Origin of the sequence: Hymenobacter sp. CRA2, assembly GCF_002007105.1 — a bacterium.
Taxonomy (GTDB): Bacteria; Bacteroidota; Bacteroidia; order Cytophagales; family Hymenobacteraceae; genus Solirubrum.
This window is the reverse complement of record NZ_MVBC01000002.1, coordinates 226,252-245,303: the sequence shown is the minus strand read 5'-3', so window position 1 is coordinate 245,303 and position 19,052 is coordinate 226,252. Positions and strand designations below refer to the sequence as shown.

Annotated in this window: 20 protein-coding genes; 9 read left to right on the top strand and 11 right to left on the bottom strand. The window is 65.7% G+C overall.

The window, feature by feature from the left end:
* Positions 1–60 precede the first annotated feature (60 nt).
* Complete coding sequence (locus B0919_RS04825; protein WP_078011088.1) at positions 61–2,046, bottom strand: FG-GAP-like repeat-containing protein; 1,986 nt, start codon at positions 2,044–2,046, stop codon at positions 61–63.
* 408 nt (positions 2,047–2,454) lie between these two features.
* Between B0919_RS04825 and B0919_RS04820 the strand changes: the two genes are divergently transcribed.
* Complete coding sequence (locus tag B0919_RS04820) at positions 2,455–3,300, top strand: hypothetical protein (RefSeq protein WP_139361912.1); 846 nt, start codon at positions 2,455–2,457, stop codon at positions 3,298–3,300.
* Between the two features lie 38 nt (positions 3,301–3,338).
* Here the strand turns inward: B0919_RS04820 and B0919_RS04815 are convergent, their stop codons facing one another.
* From B0919_RS04815 to B0919_RS04795, 6 genes are all read right to left on the bottom strand, one after another.
* On the bottom strand, positions 3,339–4,166 hold the full coding sequence (locus B0919_RS04815) for a tetratricopeptide repeat protein (protein ID WP_078011086.1): 828 nt from the start codon (positions 4,164–4,166) through the stop codon (positions 3,339–3,341).
* A 47-nt stretch (positions 4,167–4,213) separates the two neighbouring features.
* Entirely contained in the window at positions 4,214–4,762 is a 549-nt protein-coding gene (locus B0919_RS04810; protein WP_139361911.1) for an ABC transporter permease subunit, read from the bottom strand.
* A gap of 96 nt (positions 4,763–4,858) precedes the next feature.
* Complete coding sequence (locus B0919_RS25845; protein ID WP_262490539.1) at positions 4,859–4,981, bottom strand: hypothetical protein; 123 nt, start codon at positions 4,979–4,981, stop codon at positions 4,859–4,861.
* A 116-nt stretch (positions 4,982–5,097) separates the two neighbouring features.
* On the bottom strand, positions 5,098–6,006 hold the full coding sequence (locus B0919_RS04805) for an ABC transporter ATP-binding protein (protein WP_078011084.1): 909 nt from the start codon (positions 6,004–6,006) through the stop codon (positions 5,098–5,100).
* Positions 6,007–6,023: 17 nt separating this feature from the next.
* A complete protein-coding gene (locus tag B0919_RS04800; protein ID WP_078011083.1) occupies positions 6,024–6,482 on the bottom strand; it encodes a hypothetical protein in 459 nt (152 codons plus the stop codon).
* Between the two features lie 85 nt (positions 6,483–6,567).
* Positions 6,568–8,325, bottom strand: a complete 1,758-nt coding sequence (locus B0919_RS04795; RefSeq protein WP_078011082.1) for a M14 family metallopeptidase — start codon at positions 8,323–8,325, stop codon at positions 6,568–6,570.
* A gap of 145 nt (positions 8,326–8,470) precedes the next feature.
* Between B0919_RS04795 and B0919_RS04790 the strand changes: the two genes are divergently transcribed.
* Positions 8,471–8,953: a hypothetical protein gene (locus B0919_RS04790; protein WP_139361910.1), complete on the top strand. Its 483-nt coding sequence runs from the start codon at positions 8,471–8,473 to the stop codon at positions 8,951–8,953.
* A 35-nt stretch (positions 8,954–8,988) separates the two neighbouring features.
* Here B0919_RS04790 and B0919_RS04785 read toward each other — a convergent pair whose 3' ends face one another.
* Complete coding sequence (locus B0919_RS04785) at positions 8,989–9,423, bottom strand: DoxX family protein (RefSeq protein WP_078011080.1); 435 nt, start codon at positions 9,421–9,423, stop codon at positions 8,989–8,991.
* Between the two features lie 125 nt (positions 9,424–9,548).
* Positions 9,549–10,193, bottom strand: a complete 645-nt coding sequence (locus B0919_RS04780) for a hypothetical protein (RefSeq protein WP_078011079.1) — start codon at positions 10,191–10,193, stop codon at positions 9,549–9,551.
* A 168-nt stretch (positions 10,194–10,361) separates the two neighbouring features.
* Between B0919_RS04780 and surE the strand changes: the two genes are divergently transcribed.
* Positions 10,362–11,237, top strand: coding sequence for a 5'/3'-nucleotidase SurE (surE, locus tag B0919_RS04775; RefSeq protein WP_078011078.1), 876 nt, complete (start codon positions 10,362–10,364; stop codon positions 11,235–11,237).
* Between the two features lie 75 nt (positions 11,238–11,312).
* Here the strand turns inward: surE and B0919_RS25125 are convergent, their stop codons facing one another.
* The gene (locus tag B0919_RS25125) at positions 11,313–11,459 is read right to left on the bottom strand and encodes a hypothetical protein (RefSeq protein WP_176132855.1); all 147 of its coding nucleotides are present in this window, start codon (positions 11,457–11,459) and stop codon (positions 11,313–11,315) included.
* Between the two features lie 245 nt (positions 11,460–11,704).
* Here B0919_RS25125 and B0919_RS04770 point away from each other — a divergent pair, with 245 nt between their 5' ends.
* The 6 genes from B0919_RS04770 (at position 11,705) to B0919_RS04745 (ending at position 18,353) form a co-directional block, all read left to right on the top strand.
* Positions 11,705–12,733, top strand: coding sequence for a DUF1028 domain-containing protein (locus B0919_RS04770; RefSeq protein ID WP_176132854.1), 1,029 nt, complete (start codon positions 11,705–11,707; stop codon positions 12,731–12,733).
* Between the two features lie 61 nt (positions 12,734–12,794).
* Positions 12,795–13,349, top strand: a complete 555-nt coding sequence (locus B0919_RS04765) for a SixA phosphatase family protein (RefSeq protein WP_078011077.1) — start codon at positions 12,795–12,797, stop codon at positions 13,347–13,349.
* Positions 13,350–13,491: 142 nt separating this feature from the next.
* Entirely contained in the window at positions 13,492–14,577 is a 1,086-nt protein-coding gene (locus tag B0919_RS04760; protein ID WP_139361909.1) for an RsiV family protein, read from the top strand.
* Positions 14,578–14,632: 55 nt separating this feature from the next.
* Entirely contained in the window at positions 14,633–15,805 is a 1,173-nt protein-coding gene (locus B0919_RS04755; RefSeq protein ID WP_078011075.1) for a hypothetical protein, read from the top strand.
* Positions 15,806–15,848: 43 nt separating this feature from the next.
* Positions 15,849–16,775: a universal stress protein gene (locus B0919_RS04750; RefSeq protein WP_078011074.1), complete on the top strand. Its 927-nt coding sequence runs from the start codon at positions 15,849–15,851 to the stop codon at positions 16,773–16,775.
* A gap of 183 nt (positions 16,776–16,958) precedes the next feature.
* Positions 16,959–18,353 carry a M28 family peptidase gene (locus tag B0919_RS04745; protein WP_078011073.1) on the top strand — a complete coding sequence of 465 codons (1,395 nt, stop codon included), beginning with the start codon at positions 16,959–16,961 and terminating at the stop codon, positions 18,351–18,353.
* A 217-nt stretch (positions 18,354–18,570) separates the two neighbouring features.
* Here B0919_RS04745 and B0919_RS04740 read toward each other — a convergent pair whose 3' ends face one another.
* Positions 18,571–19,011 carry a hypothetical protein gene (locus B0919_RS04740; protein WP_078011072.1) on the bottom strand — a complete coding sequence of 147 codons (441 nt, stop codon included), beginning with the start codon at positions 19,009–19,011 and terminating at the stop codon, positions 18,571–18,573.
* Positions 19,012–19,052: the final 41 nt, after the last annotated feature.

Here is a 19,052-nt window from a genome sequence, read left to right as displayed (position 1 = left end):
AAACGCCACGCCCGCTGCCGAATTCGGTAGCGGGCGTGGCGTTTTCAGGTTAGCAGGTTATTACTCTACCAGGATGCGTTGGGTGGCCATCCGCTCGCCCGTCTGCACGCGCAGCGTGTACAGGCCCGGCGCTACGCCCGTCAGGTCGAAGGAAAGCGGGGTGCTGCCGGAAGTCGCGGCTGCCCGGCGTACCTGCTGCCCCAGCTGATTATATAGCGTCAGGTGCACGGCGCCCGGGCTGACTAGCTGCACGAACAGGCGCCCGTGCGCAGGGTTGGGGTAGGTCGTTACGGCCAGCGCGTTGGCGCCACGGCGGGTAGCCAGCACGGCGGTGAAGGGCACAAAGCCGGTGGCCGTGCCATTTGGGGTAATCACCGTCACCAGGGCCGCCTGGCCAGTGGCGGCGGCCGGCACGAAGAACTGCAGGGAGCTGGCGCTGTTCACGGCAAAGGACGTAGGCACTCCGCCCAGCAGCACGGCCGTAGCGCCGGTAAAATTGGTGCCGCTCACCGTGACTACCGCCCCCGGATTGGTACTGGTAGGGGTGAAGTTGCTGATGGTAGGCGCCGTGGGCAGCGCTTGGTTGAGCAGCAGTTGCACTTTCGGGTCGGTCCCGCTGATGCCCAGGTCCATCAGGGCCAGGTCGAGGGTGCCGTCGTTGTTCAGGTCGCCGGTGGCCAGCTGGGTGGCGCCGGTTGCGGCCTGTACCGCGGGCTGAAAGCCGCCCGTGCTGTTGCGGAGCAGCACGAAGACGTTGCCGTTCAGGGCTCCGCTGCCGCCCGTTACCACCACAATATCCAAGGCGCCGTCGCCATTCATATCGGCCGTCCAGGTACGCAGCGCGCCGGGCAAGCTCAGCGTCTGCACGGCCGCGCCGAAGTTGCCCTGCCCGTCCCCGGGGTGCACGCGCACGGTTCCGGCCGTGTTGTCGGGCACCACGGCGTCCAGGGTTCCATCACCGGTAAGGTCGGCTACCGACACGCCCGGCGCTGCCGTGCCTACGCTTAGGGAGGCGCCGGTAGCCGGGGTAAAGGTGCCCGTACCCGAGCCTAGGTAAGAAGTCAGCAGGCCCGTGGTGGCGTTGCCTACCACGCAATCCAGGCGGCCGTCGTTGTTCAGGTCGTGCAGGTAGGGGTAGGAGCTGCCCGCGACGAGCGGCATAGCTGGCAGCTCCGTAAAGCCGCCCTGCCCGTCGCCGAGGTGTACCGCCAGCGAGGCCGGGCCGGCCGGAGTGGCCGGGGGCGCCACCACGGCAAACACCAGATCCTGGTTGCCGTCGCCGTTCACGTCGCCCACCTGCAGACCCGTGGGCAGGGCTGTGGCGGGTATGGGCGTGACGAGGGCGAAGGCGCCCGTGCCGGAGCCCAGCGCCACCGTTACGAACCGCGTAACGCCCAGCGCCGCCGTGGCCAGATCCAGGTTGCCGTCGTTGTTGAAGTCGGCAAGCTGAATTTCGCGCGGGTCCTGCCCCAGAATCAGGTTGGTGGGGCTGCCCAGGTTGCCACGCCCGTCGCCCAGGCGCAGCTTCACCCGGCTGCTCTGGCCGTCGACCAGCAGAAAATCCAGGCGCCCGTCGTTGTTGACGTCGGCCAGCCGGGGCGTGTAAATAGACGCACTGGTCTCGTTGTACACGGCCGAGCCGGTGAAAGTGGCGCTACCCGGCCCGGCGGCCGCCCGAAACTGCAGTACTTGGCTGCCGCCCGTCAGGCTCTGGCCGCTGCTGTTTTGCACGGTACCCGGAACGGTGACGCTGACCAGCTCGCCGGGAGCGAAAGCCTGCGTGGGCTGCAGGCGCAGGGTGGTGGTGCCGTCGCCGTTGTTGCTGGCCGCGCGGTAGCCGCGCCACTGGCTGCTGTGGATGCGCACGGTGCCGGCGCCCGTCACGGGTTGGGAAAACGTGAGCGAAATGCCGGCGGTGCGGGGCACATTGACCGCGTGCCGGGCCGGGCTGATGGCCGTAAGAGCGGGGGCCTGGCCGAAAGCCGGCGCTGTGGCCAGCACGATACCGGCGGCCAGTAGCCCGCAGCGGGAAGTACAAAGGGACATGGGCAATAGGGAATAGCGGATGAGACGAAAAGCAGCTACGTAAAAACCGCCCGAACATATAAAAAAGCCGGAGCAGGGTGGGCGCGCTATCGGCGCTACTGCCTCTAGGTCGATGCCTTACGCGGTTCTGTAGCCTATTGCATTTTCATTCGGGAGCCAATCTCCTTGCTGCTCACGCTGGCTGGGTAGCGCTGTGCCACCTGCGCCGCACCCCTGCCAGCTTGTATTCGGGCTCCGGCCAGCTGTTCGCAGAACCGGCACCGCCCTTTCCGCGATGCCTGCGCCCTGCTTTCCCCGCTGAAGCCGACTAGCTAATTGCGAGCTGCGGGCAATTAGGCGCGTTATTTGTTTGCTACGCTTACGGCCTGGCTCACTCTGAGCTTAAGGTTCATTTTTAGCCATTCGCCTATGAAGAAGTACCTACTGTTAGCTGGCATTATGGCTGCGGGCGTAGTTGTTGCCTTGCCGGCTTCGGCGCAAGTCGAATTGGGAATGAGTTTTTCCAGCGGAACAGTGCTACTGGCTTCCGGCGACACGCTCCGCGGTCAACTGACGCTCTACAACGACAGCAATACCCTCGTCGTCAAAACCGCGGACGGCGCGACCAGTACGCACTCCCCCCTCACGGTGAAGGCTTTTGCGGCTAAAGGGCGCTTGCTGCAGAAGGTGCAGCAGAAGCTGGCTTTTAGAGACCAAAACATTAACGCTATGGGCGAGACGTTGTATCACAACCAAGCCTACACCACAGTAGCCCTGGATACGGCAATGCACGCCTTCGTGAGCTACCGCGGCATCATGCGGCAGTCGGCAGCTCAAAGCCCGGGTGCAGGGGAGCCCGGCTTTTACGAAGTGCTAAGCGTGGGCGATGTGTGCCTGTGGCAGCGTACCTCGCTGCACTCCAGCCCCAGCAAATCCACGCCGGAGCGGAGCAAGTACGAAACGGACCCCATTTTGACGGCGGATATGCGCAGAGACCTGCGCAACCAGATGGTCTATAAGGATATTCCTTCGCCGGTGAAAACTACGCAGACCCGGCAGATCAGGACTGAGCAGCAACTGTACCTGGTTACTTCTACGGCCTTGGTGGTACCGGTGCAGCAAGCCGAAAAAGAAACGCTGACCCTTTTTAAGCCCAACGCTGCTGCTATCAAGCAGTATGCGCGTCAGCACAAGCTCAGCTTTAACAAACCCGAGGAATTGTCGCGCATTGTCGACTATGCCAACTCGCTGGCGCCGGCAGCCACGCAGCCCTGAACAGAAAGGCCCGGCCGCATGCGGCCGGGCCTTTCTGTTCAGGGCTGCGTGGTCGTAGCGGGCTTGGGTGTTACGGGCTGGGCTTTGTTGCAGCCGCAGAGCCAGCGTTGGGTTCCGGTGGCGGTCGGCAGCTCGATGTCGAGCTGAGCTTCCTTGTCGCCGGGCGAGAAGGTAGTTTTGGGTTGGCCACGTTCGGCAAAGAAGCCCGATATCCACGTCAGCTGGCGCGTGACGGCATTGTACGTGTAGCGGCCCAGCGGTCCGCCGTCGAGGTAGCGGTAGGTGCCGTTGGCGTTGAGCTGAATGGCGCCTTTCGGCACAAACGTCATGCGCTTCGAGGCCGGGTCGACGAGGGTGTAGGTGCACACGTAGGCGCCGTATACCAGCTGCGCGGCGGCAATGGGCGCCGTGGCGGCCGGGCCGCCCACCGCATTTTTGGCCGCCGCGTCGGCAGTGGCGCGGGCCTGCAGGGCAGCCGCGGCGCGGGCGCGGATGGCGTCCTTTTCGGTCTGCGCTTTGGCCTGCGCCTGGGAGGCGCTTTGCTCGCGGGTGCTGGCCAGGGCCAGGTACTGGTTGGCGCGCTCCTGCAGAGCCGGGTTCAGCGCGGCGGCTTTGGCCAGCTCGGTGCGGGCGTCGGCGTATTTGCCTAGTTCCACGTAGCACTGGCCCAGCAACAGACGGGCCTCGGCGTTGTCGGGCCAGCGCTGGCGCACGGTTTCAAGGCGCCAGGCCGCGTTTTCGAAGTTGTTGGCCGCCACAAAGTCCCGGCCGGACTTCAGCTCTGCTTCGAGCGTGCCGGCGGTTTGGGCGGTGGCGGTAAGGGACAGCGCCACGAGGGCGCCGGTGAGTAAAGCTACTGGACGCATACGCGCATCGGCTGCGGCTGAAAAACGCAACGCGGCAAAGGTAACGGCTATAGGTCGCGGGTGCGTATCCACGCGAGGCTCAACAGCCAAAAAAGCGCCGCGTAACCCAGGGCCACCAGTACGGCCTGACCGGGCAACAGGGCGCCGCTGGGCCCCAGCACGGTATCGAGCGTCTGGGCAAAAGGCGAGGGTGTGAGAATATCCAGGGCCTTGACGGGCAGAAACCGGTCGATGGCGTCGGGTAGAAAGTAGCGAATCAGCCGCTCCACCACCCACACGTAAAGCAGCAGTGCTACGATGGCCGGCGTGCTCTTGCGGATGAGCAGGGCTAGCAGCGCGGCCAAGGACAAGTAGCCCAGCAACTGCGCCGCGTAGAGCAGCAGGGGCCGGGGCGCGGCCGCCAGCACGGCGCCGAAGGAGGCGTCGGGCGTGCGCGTCAGGCCAAAAAACACGCCTACCAGCAGCACCGACAGCATGCCCCAGGCCGTGAGCAGCAGGGCTACCAGCAGCTTGTCGAGCACCCACTGCCCACGCGAGGCCCCGTCGATAACCTGCTGGCGCAGCGTGCGGTACTGAAACTCATCGGTGAGGAGCATGATGAGCAGAAAGGCCGGCAGCAGGGAAAAATACCCGGCGATGTACACCAAATTGGTCCACAGCCCCGGCAGCGCGTACAGCGCCTGGCCCAGCTGCTAACCGTTGACATTGACGCTGCCCGCACCGGCCACCGTGGCGGCTAGCAGGCCCGTAAACAACAGCAGAATAATCCAGGCGGTGCGGTAGGGCAGCAGCTTGCGGAGTTCGGTTCTTAACATGAAGGACGAAGGAGGAATGAAGAACGAAGAATAGGTAGGGCGCTGGGCCGGCGCGGCAGTTGCCGCTGCTGGCCACAGCTACATGAGCCAAGCCGGCAGTGGCCGGGCTTCCTTCCTCACCTTTCGGGCTTGATCAATTCCAGGAACTGGCTTTCCAAGCTGCGCTGCTCCGTGCTCAGGTGGGCTAGCGTGACGCCGCGCCCAAACAAAGCCCGGTTGAGGTCGGCCGCGGAGTGGTCGGCGGCAAGCGTGAGGCTGACGGCGCCCTGCGGGCCGGCCTGCACGTCGCGCACGAAGGGAATGGTGGCCAGCGCCTCGGGCAAGGTTTGCGGGTCGGCGTCGGCGGCCAGGCGCAGGTGCACGCGGTCGGCGGTGGACAGGATCTGCGCTACGGGGCCGGCGGCGCGCAGGTGGCCCTGGTGCAGCACGCCCACGTGGGTGCACACTTTCTGCACCTCGTCGAGCAGGTGGCTGGCCAGGATGACGGTGCGGCCTTCGGCGGCGAGGCGCTGCACCAGCCGGCGCACGTCGGCAATGCCCTGCGGATCGAGGCCGTTGGTGGGCTCGTCGAGCACCAGGACCTCCGGCTCGCCGAGCAGGGCCGCGGCCAGGGCCAGGCGCTGCTTCATGCCCAGCGAGAAGCCCCGCACCGGCTCGTGCTGGCGGCCCGCCAGCTGCACCGTCTCCAGGGCCCGCTCGATGGTGGCCGGCGTAGCGCGCTTGGTGTCGGCGCTGATCTGCAGGTTTTGGCGGGCCGAGAGATAGGGAAAGAAGTTGGGTGTTTCGAGCAAGGCGCCCACGCGCCGCCGGGCCGCGGCCGTAGGCGCCGCGCCAAACCAGCTGACCGAGCCGGCCGTGGCGTGCAGCACGCCCAGGGCAATGCCGAGCGTGGTAGTTTTGCCGGAGCCGTTGGGCCCGAGCAGGCCGAATACGCTGCCCGCGGGTACACTGAGCGTCAGGTCCTGCACGGCCGTGGTGCGGCCGTAGCGCTTGGTCAGATGTTGAATGTCGAGAATGGCAGACATGGGAGCGGAAAAGCGTGCTAACGCTTGACGAAGTGGTAGTAGCCGCTGACCGGGTCAGGCGCCGCCAGGCGGCCGTTGTAGCGCACGGCCTGGTACTCAAGGGAGCGGAAGCAGCGGCCTTCACGCACGGCGTATCGCAAATCGATGGTGTCGGTATCGGTGCGGCTGAGCCGTAGCAGCAGGCGCGCCTCGGGCGGACTGGCAAACAGGTGACGCGCCGATAGTCCGACAACGGGAGCGTCCCCAAACAGCGGTTGCGTCGTCACCTCGAAGTCGAACGGCTGGCCGTTCAGCAGCACGCGAATAGAATCAGGCGAATACTGGGTAGGACCCTGGCCAATCAGGTTTTGGTTAGCCAGGGAGACGAGCCGGAAAAGCAGGGTGTTGGTCGGTGACTCATCGTTTTTGCAGGTGTCACAAGCACCGCTCAGCAGGGCCAAGCCGGCGGCCAGTGAAATACGCAGGGCGTTTTGCATTACTAACAGGAAATAAAATAGACCAGGGAAGATAGAGCTGATTTGGCACGGGGCTGATTTTGAGAATAGAATTCGACTGGACGTGCTACTCCACTACCAGATTTTCCGCGCCCGTCAGGCGTAGCACCGGGTAGCGGCGGTAGCCGGGCTCCGAATACTCCGAGCGGCGGTACACCCATTCGAGCTGGGCGGCACCGTCCTGGGCAAACTTCGCGTCGGCTTTTTTCTTCTCCTCCAGCTCCTGGCGCAGCGCCGGCTGGCGGCGCAGTACCTCAGCGGCCAGGTCCTCAAATACGTAGTCGGAGAAGTGCTCCTTGCCCTGCAGGATGCTGTCGAAGAAGCCCCAGGTAAAGAAGGAGTCGGTGGCCTGCGGCTCCAGCGTCTCCACAAGGTAGCGCACGGCGGGCTGATCAAGCCGCGCCACGTAGTCGCCGCGGCGCAGGTGCTGGGACTGGCGCACCGTGCGCAGCTGCACCCGGCTGTGCACGTAGTGGCCTTCGAAGGGGCGCGGCGTGGTCTGAAATTCCTCGATGTACTGGGCATCGACTTCGATGGTGGCGTCCTGAGTCAGGCGCTGGAGCTGCACGCCGTTGCGGCGCAGGCGCTCAATCACCGTTTCCCAGGCCTGCGGAATCAGGTAAGCAGCCGGCTTCTGCACCGTGGCCGCGGGGCGGTAGGTGTTGTAGTGCTTCACAGGGCGGGTGAAGGGCGCTTTCCGGTCGTAGTACAGGCGCGGCTGGCCGCTCACCTCGCTGGGCCGGGTGCGGCCCTCGTAGCCGCGAAACTGCACCTCGTCGGCGGCCGACTTGTCAAGCTGCCAGGTCAGCGAAAACAGCGTCTGGGCCAGTAGCTGCCGGTCGGCCTCGGCGCGGGCGGCGGCCAGGGCGTCGGCGTCGCGGTGCACGAAGTGGATGACCTCATCGAGCAGGGCGTAGGTGGATTCCACGCGCGGCTTGAAGGCTTTAAGCATGTGCGTCTCGGGCATGAAGCCGATGGTATTGAACAGCGCCGCGTAGCCGGTGGAGTAGCGCGGCGACTCCAGAAACCCGATCAGCCCGCTTTCCGGCGTCTGACCTTCGAAGTCCACGTAGGGCGTCATCGGCCACTTGCGCTTCTCCATGCCGCCGTACAGGGCCGGCAGCAGGCGCTGCTGCAGGTACTGGCTCAGCACCGGGTGCAGCTTGTCCTTCTGCGTGGCAATGAGCGTCATGGTATACTGGTAGTCGGCGCCGTTGGAGGTGTGCGTCTCCACGAACACCTCGGGCCGCCAGCGCTGAAACAGCTCGGCAAAGGAGCGGGCGTTGCGCGACTCCTGCTTGATGTAGTCGCGGTTGAGGTCGTAGTGCCGGCCGTTGCCGCGGAAGCCGTACTGCTCGGGCCCGTTCTGGTTGACGCGCGTGGTGGCGTTGCGGTTGAGCATGCCGTCCACGTTGTACACGGGCACCACCACCAGGGTCACGTTCTGCAGCTGCTCGCGCAGCTTTTTCTGCTGCAGGTAGTCGCGGACCAGCATCATGGAGGCATCTATGCCCTCTGGCTCACCGGGGTGAATGCCGTTTTGGATAAATACCACGCGCCGGTTCTTGGCGCGCACCGAAGCCGGATCGGCGTCGCCATCGAGGGAAATGACCACCTCGTGCAGCGGCTCCCCGCTGTCGGTGGGCCCTACTTCGCGCATGGTCACTTCGGGGTAGGCCGCGTCGAGGCGCTTGTAGTAGGCAATGCACTCGGCGTAGGTGGCCGTGGTGTTGCCGTTGCCCAGCTCGAAGGGCGTACGCCAGTCGGGTTTGTCGGCGGCGGGGGCAGTGTGCAGGGCAGCGGCTAGCATGAGGGTGGCGAGCATGAGGAAAAGCGTTCGGGCCGGCAAGATGCCACGGAAGCGGCAAATGCCGGCGGCTCGCCACCAGAAAGCTACGAGGTGCCTTATCTTGACAAGAACCCACTAGATTCGGTTGCTCAACTACCCGGTTTTGCGTACCCCCATGCTCATGCCCCGACTCGCTGCGGCGGTTATGCTGACATTTACTGCGCTTGAAGCGCAAGCCCAGCGTTTGACTTTGCAAGAAATGCGGAGCCTGTTGGGCCAACCCCTGATGGCTGATAACAAATTCATGGTCAGCCGCGGCTATTCTTACGGCGACGTTACAGGCAACAAAATTGCCTGGCTTAGCAACGAAGGCATCATTTACGCCTACGCCCTGGGAACGGAAAGGAAGATTGACCGCGTGGAATTATCGGGCCCGACTGCCAAATGGTTTCGAGGATTGCTCAATCAGCTCCCGGCGGCGCAACTGCTGCCGGAGGGCTCCTTGCGGCGCGGCGTGAACAAGACGCGTTGGCGGCTCTACGCCGGCTCTGACTATGGTGTGGTGGTGTACTTGGGCGGCGGTAAAACCAGTGACGGGCTGATTGTCTACACACTAGCGCAATACCAGATGCTCAAACAGCAACTCAGGCAAGAACCGTTGTAACGCCCGGTCGCCTCAGAGCCCTGACTGCCCGGCTACTAATACCGCCGCCGGCTCGGCGGAAACACCTGCTGATCTACGCTGTACTTGCCCGGCCCGATAAACAGCAGCCCCAGCAGCACAAAGCCGATTTCTACCGCGTGCGAGTAAGCATTGAATCCCTCGCCGGTGCCAATATGCGAAGCGGCCGCCACCACCATGGTCAGCAGCAGTGCCCCGCAGGCCCAACGAAACAGCAACCCCAGCACCAGCAGCTGCCCGCCGATGGTTTCGGCTATGGCCGCGGCCAAGCCCCACGCCACCGGGGCGAAGGTGATGCCGAAGTGGCGCATCTCGCCGCCCAGCGCCGCCCACTTCTCGGGCCCGCTCATCAGCTTGGGGTAGCCGTGGGCGACGAGCATTACGCCCAGGCCCAGGCGCAGCAGCAGCAGGCCCAAGTCGGCGAAGCGGTAACGGTTTTCGAGCAGGGGCATAGCGGCAGTAGGCGGTGAGGTAGGGCGGACCGGCCCGCGCCGCGGCAACATCCAGCTGCCGACTGCGGGCCTTCGCCGCCAAAGTACACAAACGTCAGCTGATTCGCACCGCCAAAAGCCAAGCCTTACTGGTAAAGTATAATGCCGGTGATGCGCGTGGCCGGGGGAATGTCATCCTTGCGCAGCAGCCCTTTAGTGGGCAGGCCGGTTTTGTCGAGCACCCAGGTCATGCCCACGCGCTCCGATACGGCTACCAGCCGCCCTTCGGCCCGCTCGATGGTCTGAACGCCGTAGGTGCGGCGGGCGTCGCCGTAGCGGCTGCCCACCCCGATGCCCTCGGCGGTGCGGTAGCGCGGGTCCTGAAGCTGCACGCGCCACAGGCGGTTGCCGTTGCCGTCGAGGGCCGTCACCATTTCCAACAGCAGGGGCGCAGCGCTGGCCGGTGCGCCGGCCGGCCGGTATTCGTAGGCGGGGTACTCGATGCCTTCCAAGCTGCGGGTGGTTTTGCGCAGAGAACTGGGCGGTAGCAGCTCCAGCAGGGCCGTCTCCTTCATGTTCAGGCGCAGCGGTCCCACGTAGCCGGCGCGCAGCAGCAGGCTGCTATCCGGCGCGGCGGGCGGCGCTGGTGCTGGCACGGCTGGGGCCGGCGCCGACGGGGCAGGCATCGGGGCCGTGGTGGTCGGGGCGGAGGCGGGGCGGCGGTCGGGGCCGCAGGCGCTGAGCAGCAGGGCCGCACCGGCGGCCGCGCAAAGAGCGAAGGAGCGAAGCATGGCGCAAACCTACGACACTTGCCCGCGGCTTGTTGGGCCTGGAGCGCGGTACAAAGCTCGAATCCAAGCGGCCCGACCTTAATCCCCTTTTATTCGTTAACCTTCCGTTTACCTGCCTGGTCTACCTTTGCCGCGTAGTTTTTGGGTTTCACCTGACCATTTTTTGCCGTGAGTGCCGACGCTTCCCCGCAGCCGCTAATTCTGATTTCCAACGACGACAGCATTTCCGCCCCCGGCATTGCCGTGCTGGTGCGCGTGATGCAGCGCCTCGGCGAGGTGGTGGTGGTAGCGCCGGCCGCCCCGCAATCGGGCATGGGCCACGCCATTACGCTCAGCGAGCCGCTGCGCCTCGACCGCAGCCAGCTGTTTCCTGGCCTGGAGGCCTACACCTGCTCGGGCACGCCCGCCGACTGCGTCAAAATCGCCAAGCACCTGGTGCTGAAGGGCCGTCGGCCCGATCTGGTGGTATCGGGCGTCAACCACGGCTCCAACGCCTCGGTAAACGTGATTTATTCGGGCACCATGTCAGCCGCCCTGGAAGCCGCCATCGAGGGCCTGCCCGCCATCGGTTTTTCGCTCTGCGACTTCTCGCACCAGGCCGATTTCTCCCACGCCGAGCCGTGGATTGAGCACATTGCCCGCGAAGCCCTGAGCAAGGGCATTCCGGCCGGCACTGCCCTGAACGTGAACATTCCCAAGAAGTCGGACGACGACATCGTGGGCGCCAAGGTGTGCCGGCAGGCCCGGGCCAAGTGGCAGGAGGAGTTTGATACCCGCCAGGACCCCTACAACCGCCCGTACTACTGGGTGCTCGGCAACTTCGTCAACGAAGACCTCGAAGCCGAAGACACCGACGAATGGGCCCTGGCGCACAACTACGTGAGCATCGTGCCCTGCCAGTTCGATTTCACCAACCACCCCGGCCTGCGCCAGCTGCAAAGCGACTGGACGCTACAGGTGCCGGGCCGCTCCGTGCCGGCCGAGCCCGCCCAGCCGCGCCCCGTCAGCCCCGGCGACTACGGCCCGGCCAACCCGCAGGGCTAAGCCACCCGCTGCAAAGCCAACGCGCCCCGGTCGAGCAGTGACCGGGGCGCGTTTTTTTATCGGACCAAGCGGAGCCTATTGCCGGGAAGCCGACTTGGTAGTTGTGCTCGACGTTTTGGTCTGCCTGGTGCCGCTGGGCGTGGTGTGCGTCATCGTCTTGCGGTGCTGACTCGCCGCCTTCGAGTGCACCACGGTGTACGACTGGCCGCTGGGCGTGGTCATGGTCTTGGTGCGCGTCGACGCCGACCCCGTTTGCGTGGTGGTAGTGGTTTTGGTCGGCGTGGTCTGGGCTTGGGCTGCGGCGGCAGCTACCAGCGCGGGGGTAGCAGGGGCAAGGGCTTTTTATGCTGTGAATGATGTGGTTATGGTGACTGGATGATCTGAATCTAGACGTGCCGGGTGAAGGCCGGATGAGGGCAAACCAAACCGCGGCGTATCTTGCCTGCCCAGCTGTAATTAACCTGACTATGCTCCGTTTTCCGGCCGTTTCCGCTTATCTGTTCCGCCTCTGCGGACTGCTGGCCCTGCTGCTAGGCAGCCCGGCCTTCCGGGCCCACGCCCAGCACGTGTACAGCGCCACCGACCCGCTGGCCCATACCTTCTCCATCGTGGCCCGCGACCCGCAAACCGGCGACCTGGCCGTGGCCGTGCAAAGCCACTGGTTTTCGGTGGGAACGGCCGTGTCTTGGGCCGAGGCCGGGGTAGGGGCCATTGCCACCCAGTCGTTTACCAATAAATCCTTCGGCCTGCGCGGGCTGGCTTTGCTGAAAAGCGGCAAAACTGCCCAGCAGGCCCTCGATGAGCTGCTCAGCACCGACGAAGGCCGCGACGTGCGCCAGGTAGCCATTGTCGACAGCAAGGGCAACGTGGCCACCCACACCGGCAACAAGTGCGTGGATATGGCCGGGCACCAGCAGGGCAAGCAATTTTCGGTGCAGGCCAACATGATGCTTTCCGACAAGGTGTGGCCCGCCATGGCCAAGGCCTTCGAAGCCAACAGCCAGCTGCCACTGCCCGAGCGCATGCTTGCCGCCCTCGACGCGGCCCAGGCCCAGGGTGGCGACATCCGCGGCCGGCAGTCGGCGGCCCTGCTGGTGGTGCGCGGCACGGCCAGCGCCGCCCCCTGGGACGACCGGCTGGTGGACCTGCGCGTGGACGACGCCCAGGAGCCGCTCAAGGAGCTGCGCCGCCTGCTGCAGCTGCAGCGCGCCTACGACCACATGAACGCCGGCGACCTGGCCGTGGAGAAAAACGACATGCCCGCCGCCGTGCGCGAGTACGAGACGGCCGAAAAAGCATTCCCCAACAACCTCGAGATGCGCTACTGGCACGCCATCACGCTGGCCAACAAGGGGCAGGTAGCCGAAGCCAAAAAGCTGCTGCAGCCCATCTTCCGCCAGGAGCCCAACTGGCGCACCCTCACCGAGCGGCTGCCCAAAGTGGGCCTGCTCACCGTGTCGGCCGCCGATTTAAAGCAAATCCTGGAGCTGAAGTAAGCCACCCGACCCCGCGCGGCTGTGTCTCTGGGCCGTGTCCTTTCCCTTTTCCGTCTCGCCTATGTTGCTGCTGACCCGCTTATTCTACTTGTTGCTCACGGTGCTGAGCGCCCCGGCTGCCGCTCCGGCCCACTTCGCCAAGCCCAAAGCCATAACCGTGTACCTCGTGCGCCACGCCGAAAAAGGCCCGCTGGCCGATCCGCAGAAGCCCGCCGAGCAGCCCCTGAGCACGGCGGGTGACCAGCGCGCCTTCGCCCTGCGCGACGCGCTGGGCAAGCAGCCCATCGTGGCCGTGTACTCCACCGATACCAAGCGCACCCGCGACACCGCCGCCCCGCTGGCCGAGGCTAAAAAGCTGACCACCGAAACGTACACTACCGATGCCCCCGGCCTGGCCGCCCTGGCCGCCCGCATCCGGCAGACCACGCCCGGCAAAGCCGTGCTGGTGGTGGGCCACTCCAACACCGTGCTCGAAACCATCGAGGCCCTGGGCGCCGTGCGGCCCGTCAAAACCATTGCCGACGACGAATTTGGCTACCTGTTCGAGGTGAAGCTGCCGGCCAGCGGCGGCCCGGCCACGGCCGTGGCGCGACGCTACGGAGCCCAGAAAAAGTAAGCCGGCACGGGCGGCCGCCTGTGGGGCAAGTGCTATACTTGCAGCTATGATGTTTTCACCCTGCCGCCGACCAGCAAGTATGAGCTTGCTGGTCGGCTTGCTTTTAAGCGCTTGTCAGCCTGAAAAGCCCGCTGATAGTAGTTTGGGCAGTGTCCCGCCAGCCGCTTCGGCAGGGGCCGCCGCGACGGAAACGACCCCGGCGGCCACTTTTGAAGGCTACCGCCGCTACACCGGGCGGGTAGGGCAGCTGCCCGTGGTCGTGGAGCTGCTAATCACGGACTCGGGCACGGCCGGCACCTACTACTACCAGCGCCGGGGTGGCACCCTGGGGCTGAAAGCGGCCAAGGCCCGGCCGGATCAGCCCCTGCTGCTGGAGGAAACGGCGGGTAGCCAGCCCACGGGTCGCTGGCAGAGCGCCCAGGCGCCCGGCCCCCGGCTGAGTGGCACCTGGCGGAGCGTCGATGGGCGGCGCGAATTGCCTTTCGAGCTGACCGAAGACTACACCGGCGCCGTGCGCTACGCCATAGAGTGGTACAGCAGCCAGGGCAAAAAGGCCGCCGACAGCGTGGGATGCCTCCGGGCAGGCGACACCGCCAGCTACGCCCTGGAGGTAGTGCACCTGCTCGACGCCGACCGCAACCCGGTGCTGCAGCGCATCCAGAAACAGCTGCTGCCCGCGCCCTACCCGACGCTGCAGGCCTACGCCGATGAGCAGACGAGCAGTAGCTGCGAGCAGACCGAACAGCAGGCCCAGGTAACGTACAACGCCGACCAGCTGCTGTCGCTGACGCGGTTTGAGCAGATTTACCAGTTTGGCGGCGCGCACCCCACGCACGAGTTTACCCCGCTCACCTTCGACCTGCGCACGGGGCGCCGGCTGCTGCTGCCTGACTTACTCAAGCCCGGCTACGAGCAGCCCTTGCGCCGCCTGCTGACCAAGCGGCTGCTCGCCGACAACCTCTACGGGGATTTTTACCGCGACGAGGGCGGCCAGCCGGGGCAGCCGTTTGAGCGTTGGACCGATGAGCAGGGAAACCCGCAAGCCCTGGTCCCGCTGCCCGGCAGCGGCTTCAGCCTCATGCCGGGCGAAATAAGCTTTCAGTGGAATGAGTACGAGATAGGGCCCTACGTAATCGGCCCGCAGACCGTGAATATCAGCTACGCCGACCTGCGCCCGCTGCTCCGTCCAACCGGCCCGTTGGCCCCGGTACTGGCACGTTTTAAGTAGGCAGCATCGGGCCGTCGGGCAAGGTCGCTGACTCGGGCATCTGATTCCTTATTCCATGAAATTTCGCCGCTTAGGCCAACAGCTAAGCCTGTTGCTAGCCGCTCCGGCCTGGTGGGCCTGCCAGGGCCAGACCAGTCCGGAGCAGGTCGGCCGCGTCGCCGCACCGGTACCCGCCCGCACGAAGGCACGGCCCACCGCCAGCCCCCAGGCTGCTTTTACCGGGTACCACCGCTACGTGGGCACCGTGGGCAAGCTGCCGGCGGTGCTTGAGCTGACCATTCCGGCTGCTGGCTCCGCCGAGCCGCTTTCGGGCGCTTACTACTACGAGCGGCGCGGTCAGGAATTACTCCTGAGCGCCCCGGCTAAATACCAGCCCGGCCAGCCTTTGTTGCTAAACGAAGGCTGGCCCAAGCCCGACAACCCCGCCGAAACAGTCCCAACGGGCCGCTGGCGGGCCGCTCAGCCCGCGGGCCCCGTGCTCAACGGCACCTGGGAAAGCGCCGACGGCCGGCACCGGCTGCCCTTTGCGCTGCGCGAAGACTACACCGGCGCCGTGCGCTACGAGCTGCTGCGCGAAACGGCTACCGGCGCCCCGTGCCCGCCCGCCGCGGAAGAAGAAGTACCCCACCCACGCCCGCCCGAGGTGGGGCGCGTGTTTCTGCACCTGCTGGGCCCCGATACCTTGCAGCCGGCTTTGCGCCCGCTGCAGTGCCCCTTGCCCGAGCAGCGCCGCAATCAGCTGGCCGTGGAGCTGGATGCCCTTGACTGCGAGAGTACATTCGGCCAATACGGCTTCGTCATGGTCGTGCTGAACGGCTACGGACTGCTCGGCCTGCAGCTCGACGAAAGCGAGGACACGGGCGGTGCCTACCCCAACAACCAGCAGGAGCTGCAGACCTTTGACCTGATGACCGGCAAGCAGGTGCACACCGCGGACTGGCTGCGCCCGGGCCAGGAAAAAGCTCTGCAGCGGCTGCTGACGCGGTATTTGCGCGCCTCGCCCTACGCCGAAGGCCTCATACCGGGAGGGGAGGACGGAAGCCAGCTGGTCTCGCTGCCGGAGGAGTTCGGCCTGAACAGCGAAGGCGCGTACTGCCTGCTCGGCAGCTTCGGTGCGCCGCACGTGATTCAGCAGGTGCCCATCGTCATTCCCTACCGCGAGCTGCGGGCGGTGGTGCGGCCGGGCTCAGCCGTGGCCCGCATGCTGCAGCAGCGCGGCTTGTGGTAGCCGCCAGGCCTGAGCAAAATCAACTTTTCGGCTGACGACGCTCATGCCCGCCGCTTCCCCCGAGCTGGACCTTTACGACGTATTCCAACCCGCTCTCACAGCCATGGACAACCTCGTCGTACTCACCAACCTTTCGCCGGCGGCCGAGCGCGCCCGCCGCTACGCTGCCCAACTCGCCGGCCCGCTGGGCGCCCGCGTGGTGCTCCTGCACGTGTACCAGCCGCCGGTGCTGCCCGCCGAAACCGGCCTGGCCCTGACCGACGTGCTGCCTTGCGACCGGGAGCAAGTGACCGATGCCCTGCGCGCCATTGCCGAGGAAATGCTGGTGCCCACCACGGTAGAGGTAGTCGACGGGGCCTTCGGCGAAGCCCTGGAAGCGGCCGTGGCCCGCTACCAGCCCCTGCTGCTGGTGCTGGGCCTGACGGCCACCGAAAACTACTTCGACGCCATGCTGGCCAACCGCGCCCTGCCGCTGCTGCGCCACAGCGCCTACCCCGCGCTGCTCGTGCCCGAAACGGCCGCCCTGCTGCCCCCGCGCCGTGTAGTAGTCGGCGTGGATGGCGAAGCCTTTGCGGTGCGCGACCCTGCCAGCACTGTGTTTCAGGAGCTGCTCGCCACCTGGCAGGCCGTGCCCACCATCACCTACACCACCACGCCCGACAGCAGCCTGAGCCGCAACGAGGTGCTGCGCGCGGTGCAAGCCAGCGGCCTGGTGCCCGGCGATACGGAAGTGAGCTTCTACCAACCGCTGGCCCAAACGCCCGAAGCCGGCCTGCTGCAGACGGCCGCCGAGCGCAACGCCAACCTGCTGGTGCTGCTGGCCCGGCGTCGCAGCTTCCTGGGGCAGCTGTTTCACCGCAGCGTCACGGCCCGGGTACTGCGCCAGGCCACGCTGCCGGTGTTGCTGCTGCCTGTGGCCGAGCCCGCGCCCGCGCCGGCGCCCGCCCGAAGCAAAGCCGCCGCGGTATAAGCGCCGGGCAAGCTTACGGCGGATATACGCCCGTCGGGGCTGGTTGCCGGTTTGGTAGCCAGCCCCGACGGGCGTTTATTTGTGGCCAGCACGTAGGCGAGGCGCCGGGATACGCAACTCCCGGACCACGGCTGCGTCTGTGTGTGCCGCGCCCGGTTGGGCGTGCGCTTTTCATCTGCCTCCATGCTCCACCACCTCCGCACTGCGGCCGCCGGCCTGCTGCTCGCCGCCGCGCTGGCCGCACCCGCCCACGCCCAGACCGCCGCCAAAACCGACTCGCTGAACCTGCGCAAAATCTACGACGAAGCCTTGCTGCGCGGGCAGAGCTACGACAACCTGCGCTACCTCTGCCAGAACATCGGCCCGCGCCTGAGCGGCTCGCCGCAGGCCGAGCAGGCCGTGCAGTGGGGCAAGCAAACCATGGAAAAGCTGGGCTTCGACCGCGTGTACCTGCAGGAGGTGATGGTGCCGCACTGGGTGCGCGGCGCCAAGGAAAAAGGCAGCTTCAAGGCCCCCAAAGGCAAAGCCCAGAACGTGGCCCTGTGCGCGCTCGGCGGCTCGGTGGGCACCAGTGGCAAGCTCAAGGCCCAGGTGGTGGAGGTGCGCAGCTGGGACGAGCTGGCCAAGCTGCCCGACGCGCAGGTGAAGGGCAAGTTTGTGTTCTTCAACCGCCCCTTCGACGACAAGCTCATCGAGCCGGGTGGGGCCTACAGCGGGGCCGTGGATCAGCGCGGCCGCGGCCCGGTAGAGGCCGCCAAGCGCGGCGCTGTGGGGGCCCTGGTGCGCTCCATGACTTCGGCCAAGGACGACAACCCGCACACCGGCACCACCCGCTACGACGACAAAGTGACCAAGATTCCGGCCGCGGCTCTCAGTACCCTGGCCGCCGACCGCCTCAGCGCTGAGCTGAAGCAGAACCCCGCGGTGGAGTTTGAGCTGGAAATGGCCTGCCAGACCCTGCCCGACGTGAAATCCTATAACGTGGTAGGGGAGGTGAAGGGCTCGAAGTACCCCAACGAAATCATCACCGTGGGCGGCCACCTCGATTCCTGGGACCTGGCCCAGGGTGCCCACGACGACGGCACCGGCTGCGTGCAGAGCATGGAGGCCCTGCGCCTGCTGCTGGCCACCGGCCTGCGCCCCGAGCGCACCGTGCGCGCCGTGCTCTTCATAAACGAGGAAAACGGCAACCGCGGCGGCATCAAGTACGCTGAGCTGGCCAAAGCCGCCGGCGAGAAGCACGTGGCCGCCATTGAGTCCGACGGCGGCGGCTTCACGCCCCGCGGCTTCGGGGTAGAAGCCGCCTCGCCGGCCACCGTAGCCAAGGTGCAGCAGTGGGCTCCGCTGCTGGCGCCCTACCACGCCGGCGACATTGCGGCCGGCCACGGCGGCACCGATATTGGCCCGCTGAAAGGCCAAGCCACGGCGCTGATCGGCTACGACTGCGACTCGCAGCGCTACTTCGACATCCACCACACCGCCGCCGACACCTTCGACAAAGTGCACCGCCGCGAGCTGGAGCTGGGCGGCGCCGGCATGGCCTCGTTGATCTACCTGCTGAGCAAGTACGGGCTGTAGCCGTTTAAGAAGCCAGCAGAACGTTATGTCGAGCTTGTCGAGACATCTCGCTGAATAGTAATTTCGTCGTTGAACGAGTGGGGTTACTACCAAGAGTCGGCACACGAGATGTCTCGACAAGCTCGACATGACTACCTTTTTCAAGTGGTTCAACCACACCCGCGAGATGCTTGGCAACTTCGACCTTCGGTTCGGTGCGCTTGGTATGACGGCCGGCTTAGAAAAACTCCAGCAGCGTACCCTGGCCGCTGGCGCGCAGCTTACTCCAGTCTTCGGAGTACAGCCGACGAGAAGTTAGGCGGCCCGAATCCGGCCTGGGCTTGAGCGAGGCTTCGTAGTGATTGACGATGAGCCGGCCGTTTTCACAAGTGACAACGCACTGGAAGGAGGCGTCGAAACCGCTCAGGTCGCCCATGTACACGTAATCCTGCGTTGGCGGTTCGGTAGCAGCGTAACGGCCGGCAATAAGGTAGAGGCCCCGGTCATGACCAACCTGGCTGACCATCAGGCTCGTCAGCGGCTGGGGGCAGCCCGGAATGGTGTGGTAGCTGATATCGTAGCTGGGCTTGAAAAACCACCACCCACCCAGCAGGGCGCCAAAAGTTGCCATCAGCAGCAAAGCCCACGTCAGGTGGGGCGAGGATTGGGACGTGGGCATCGGAATAAGAAGTAAGATGCCCGCAATAACGTAACTCGGGC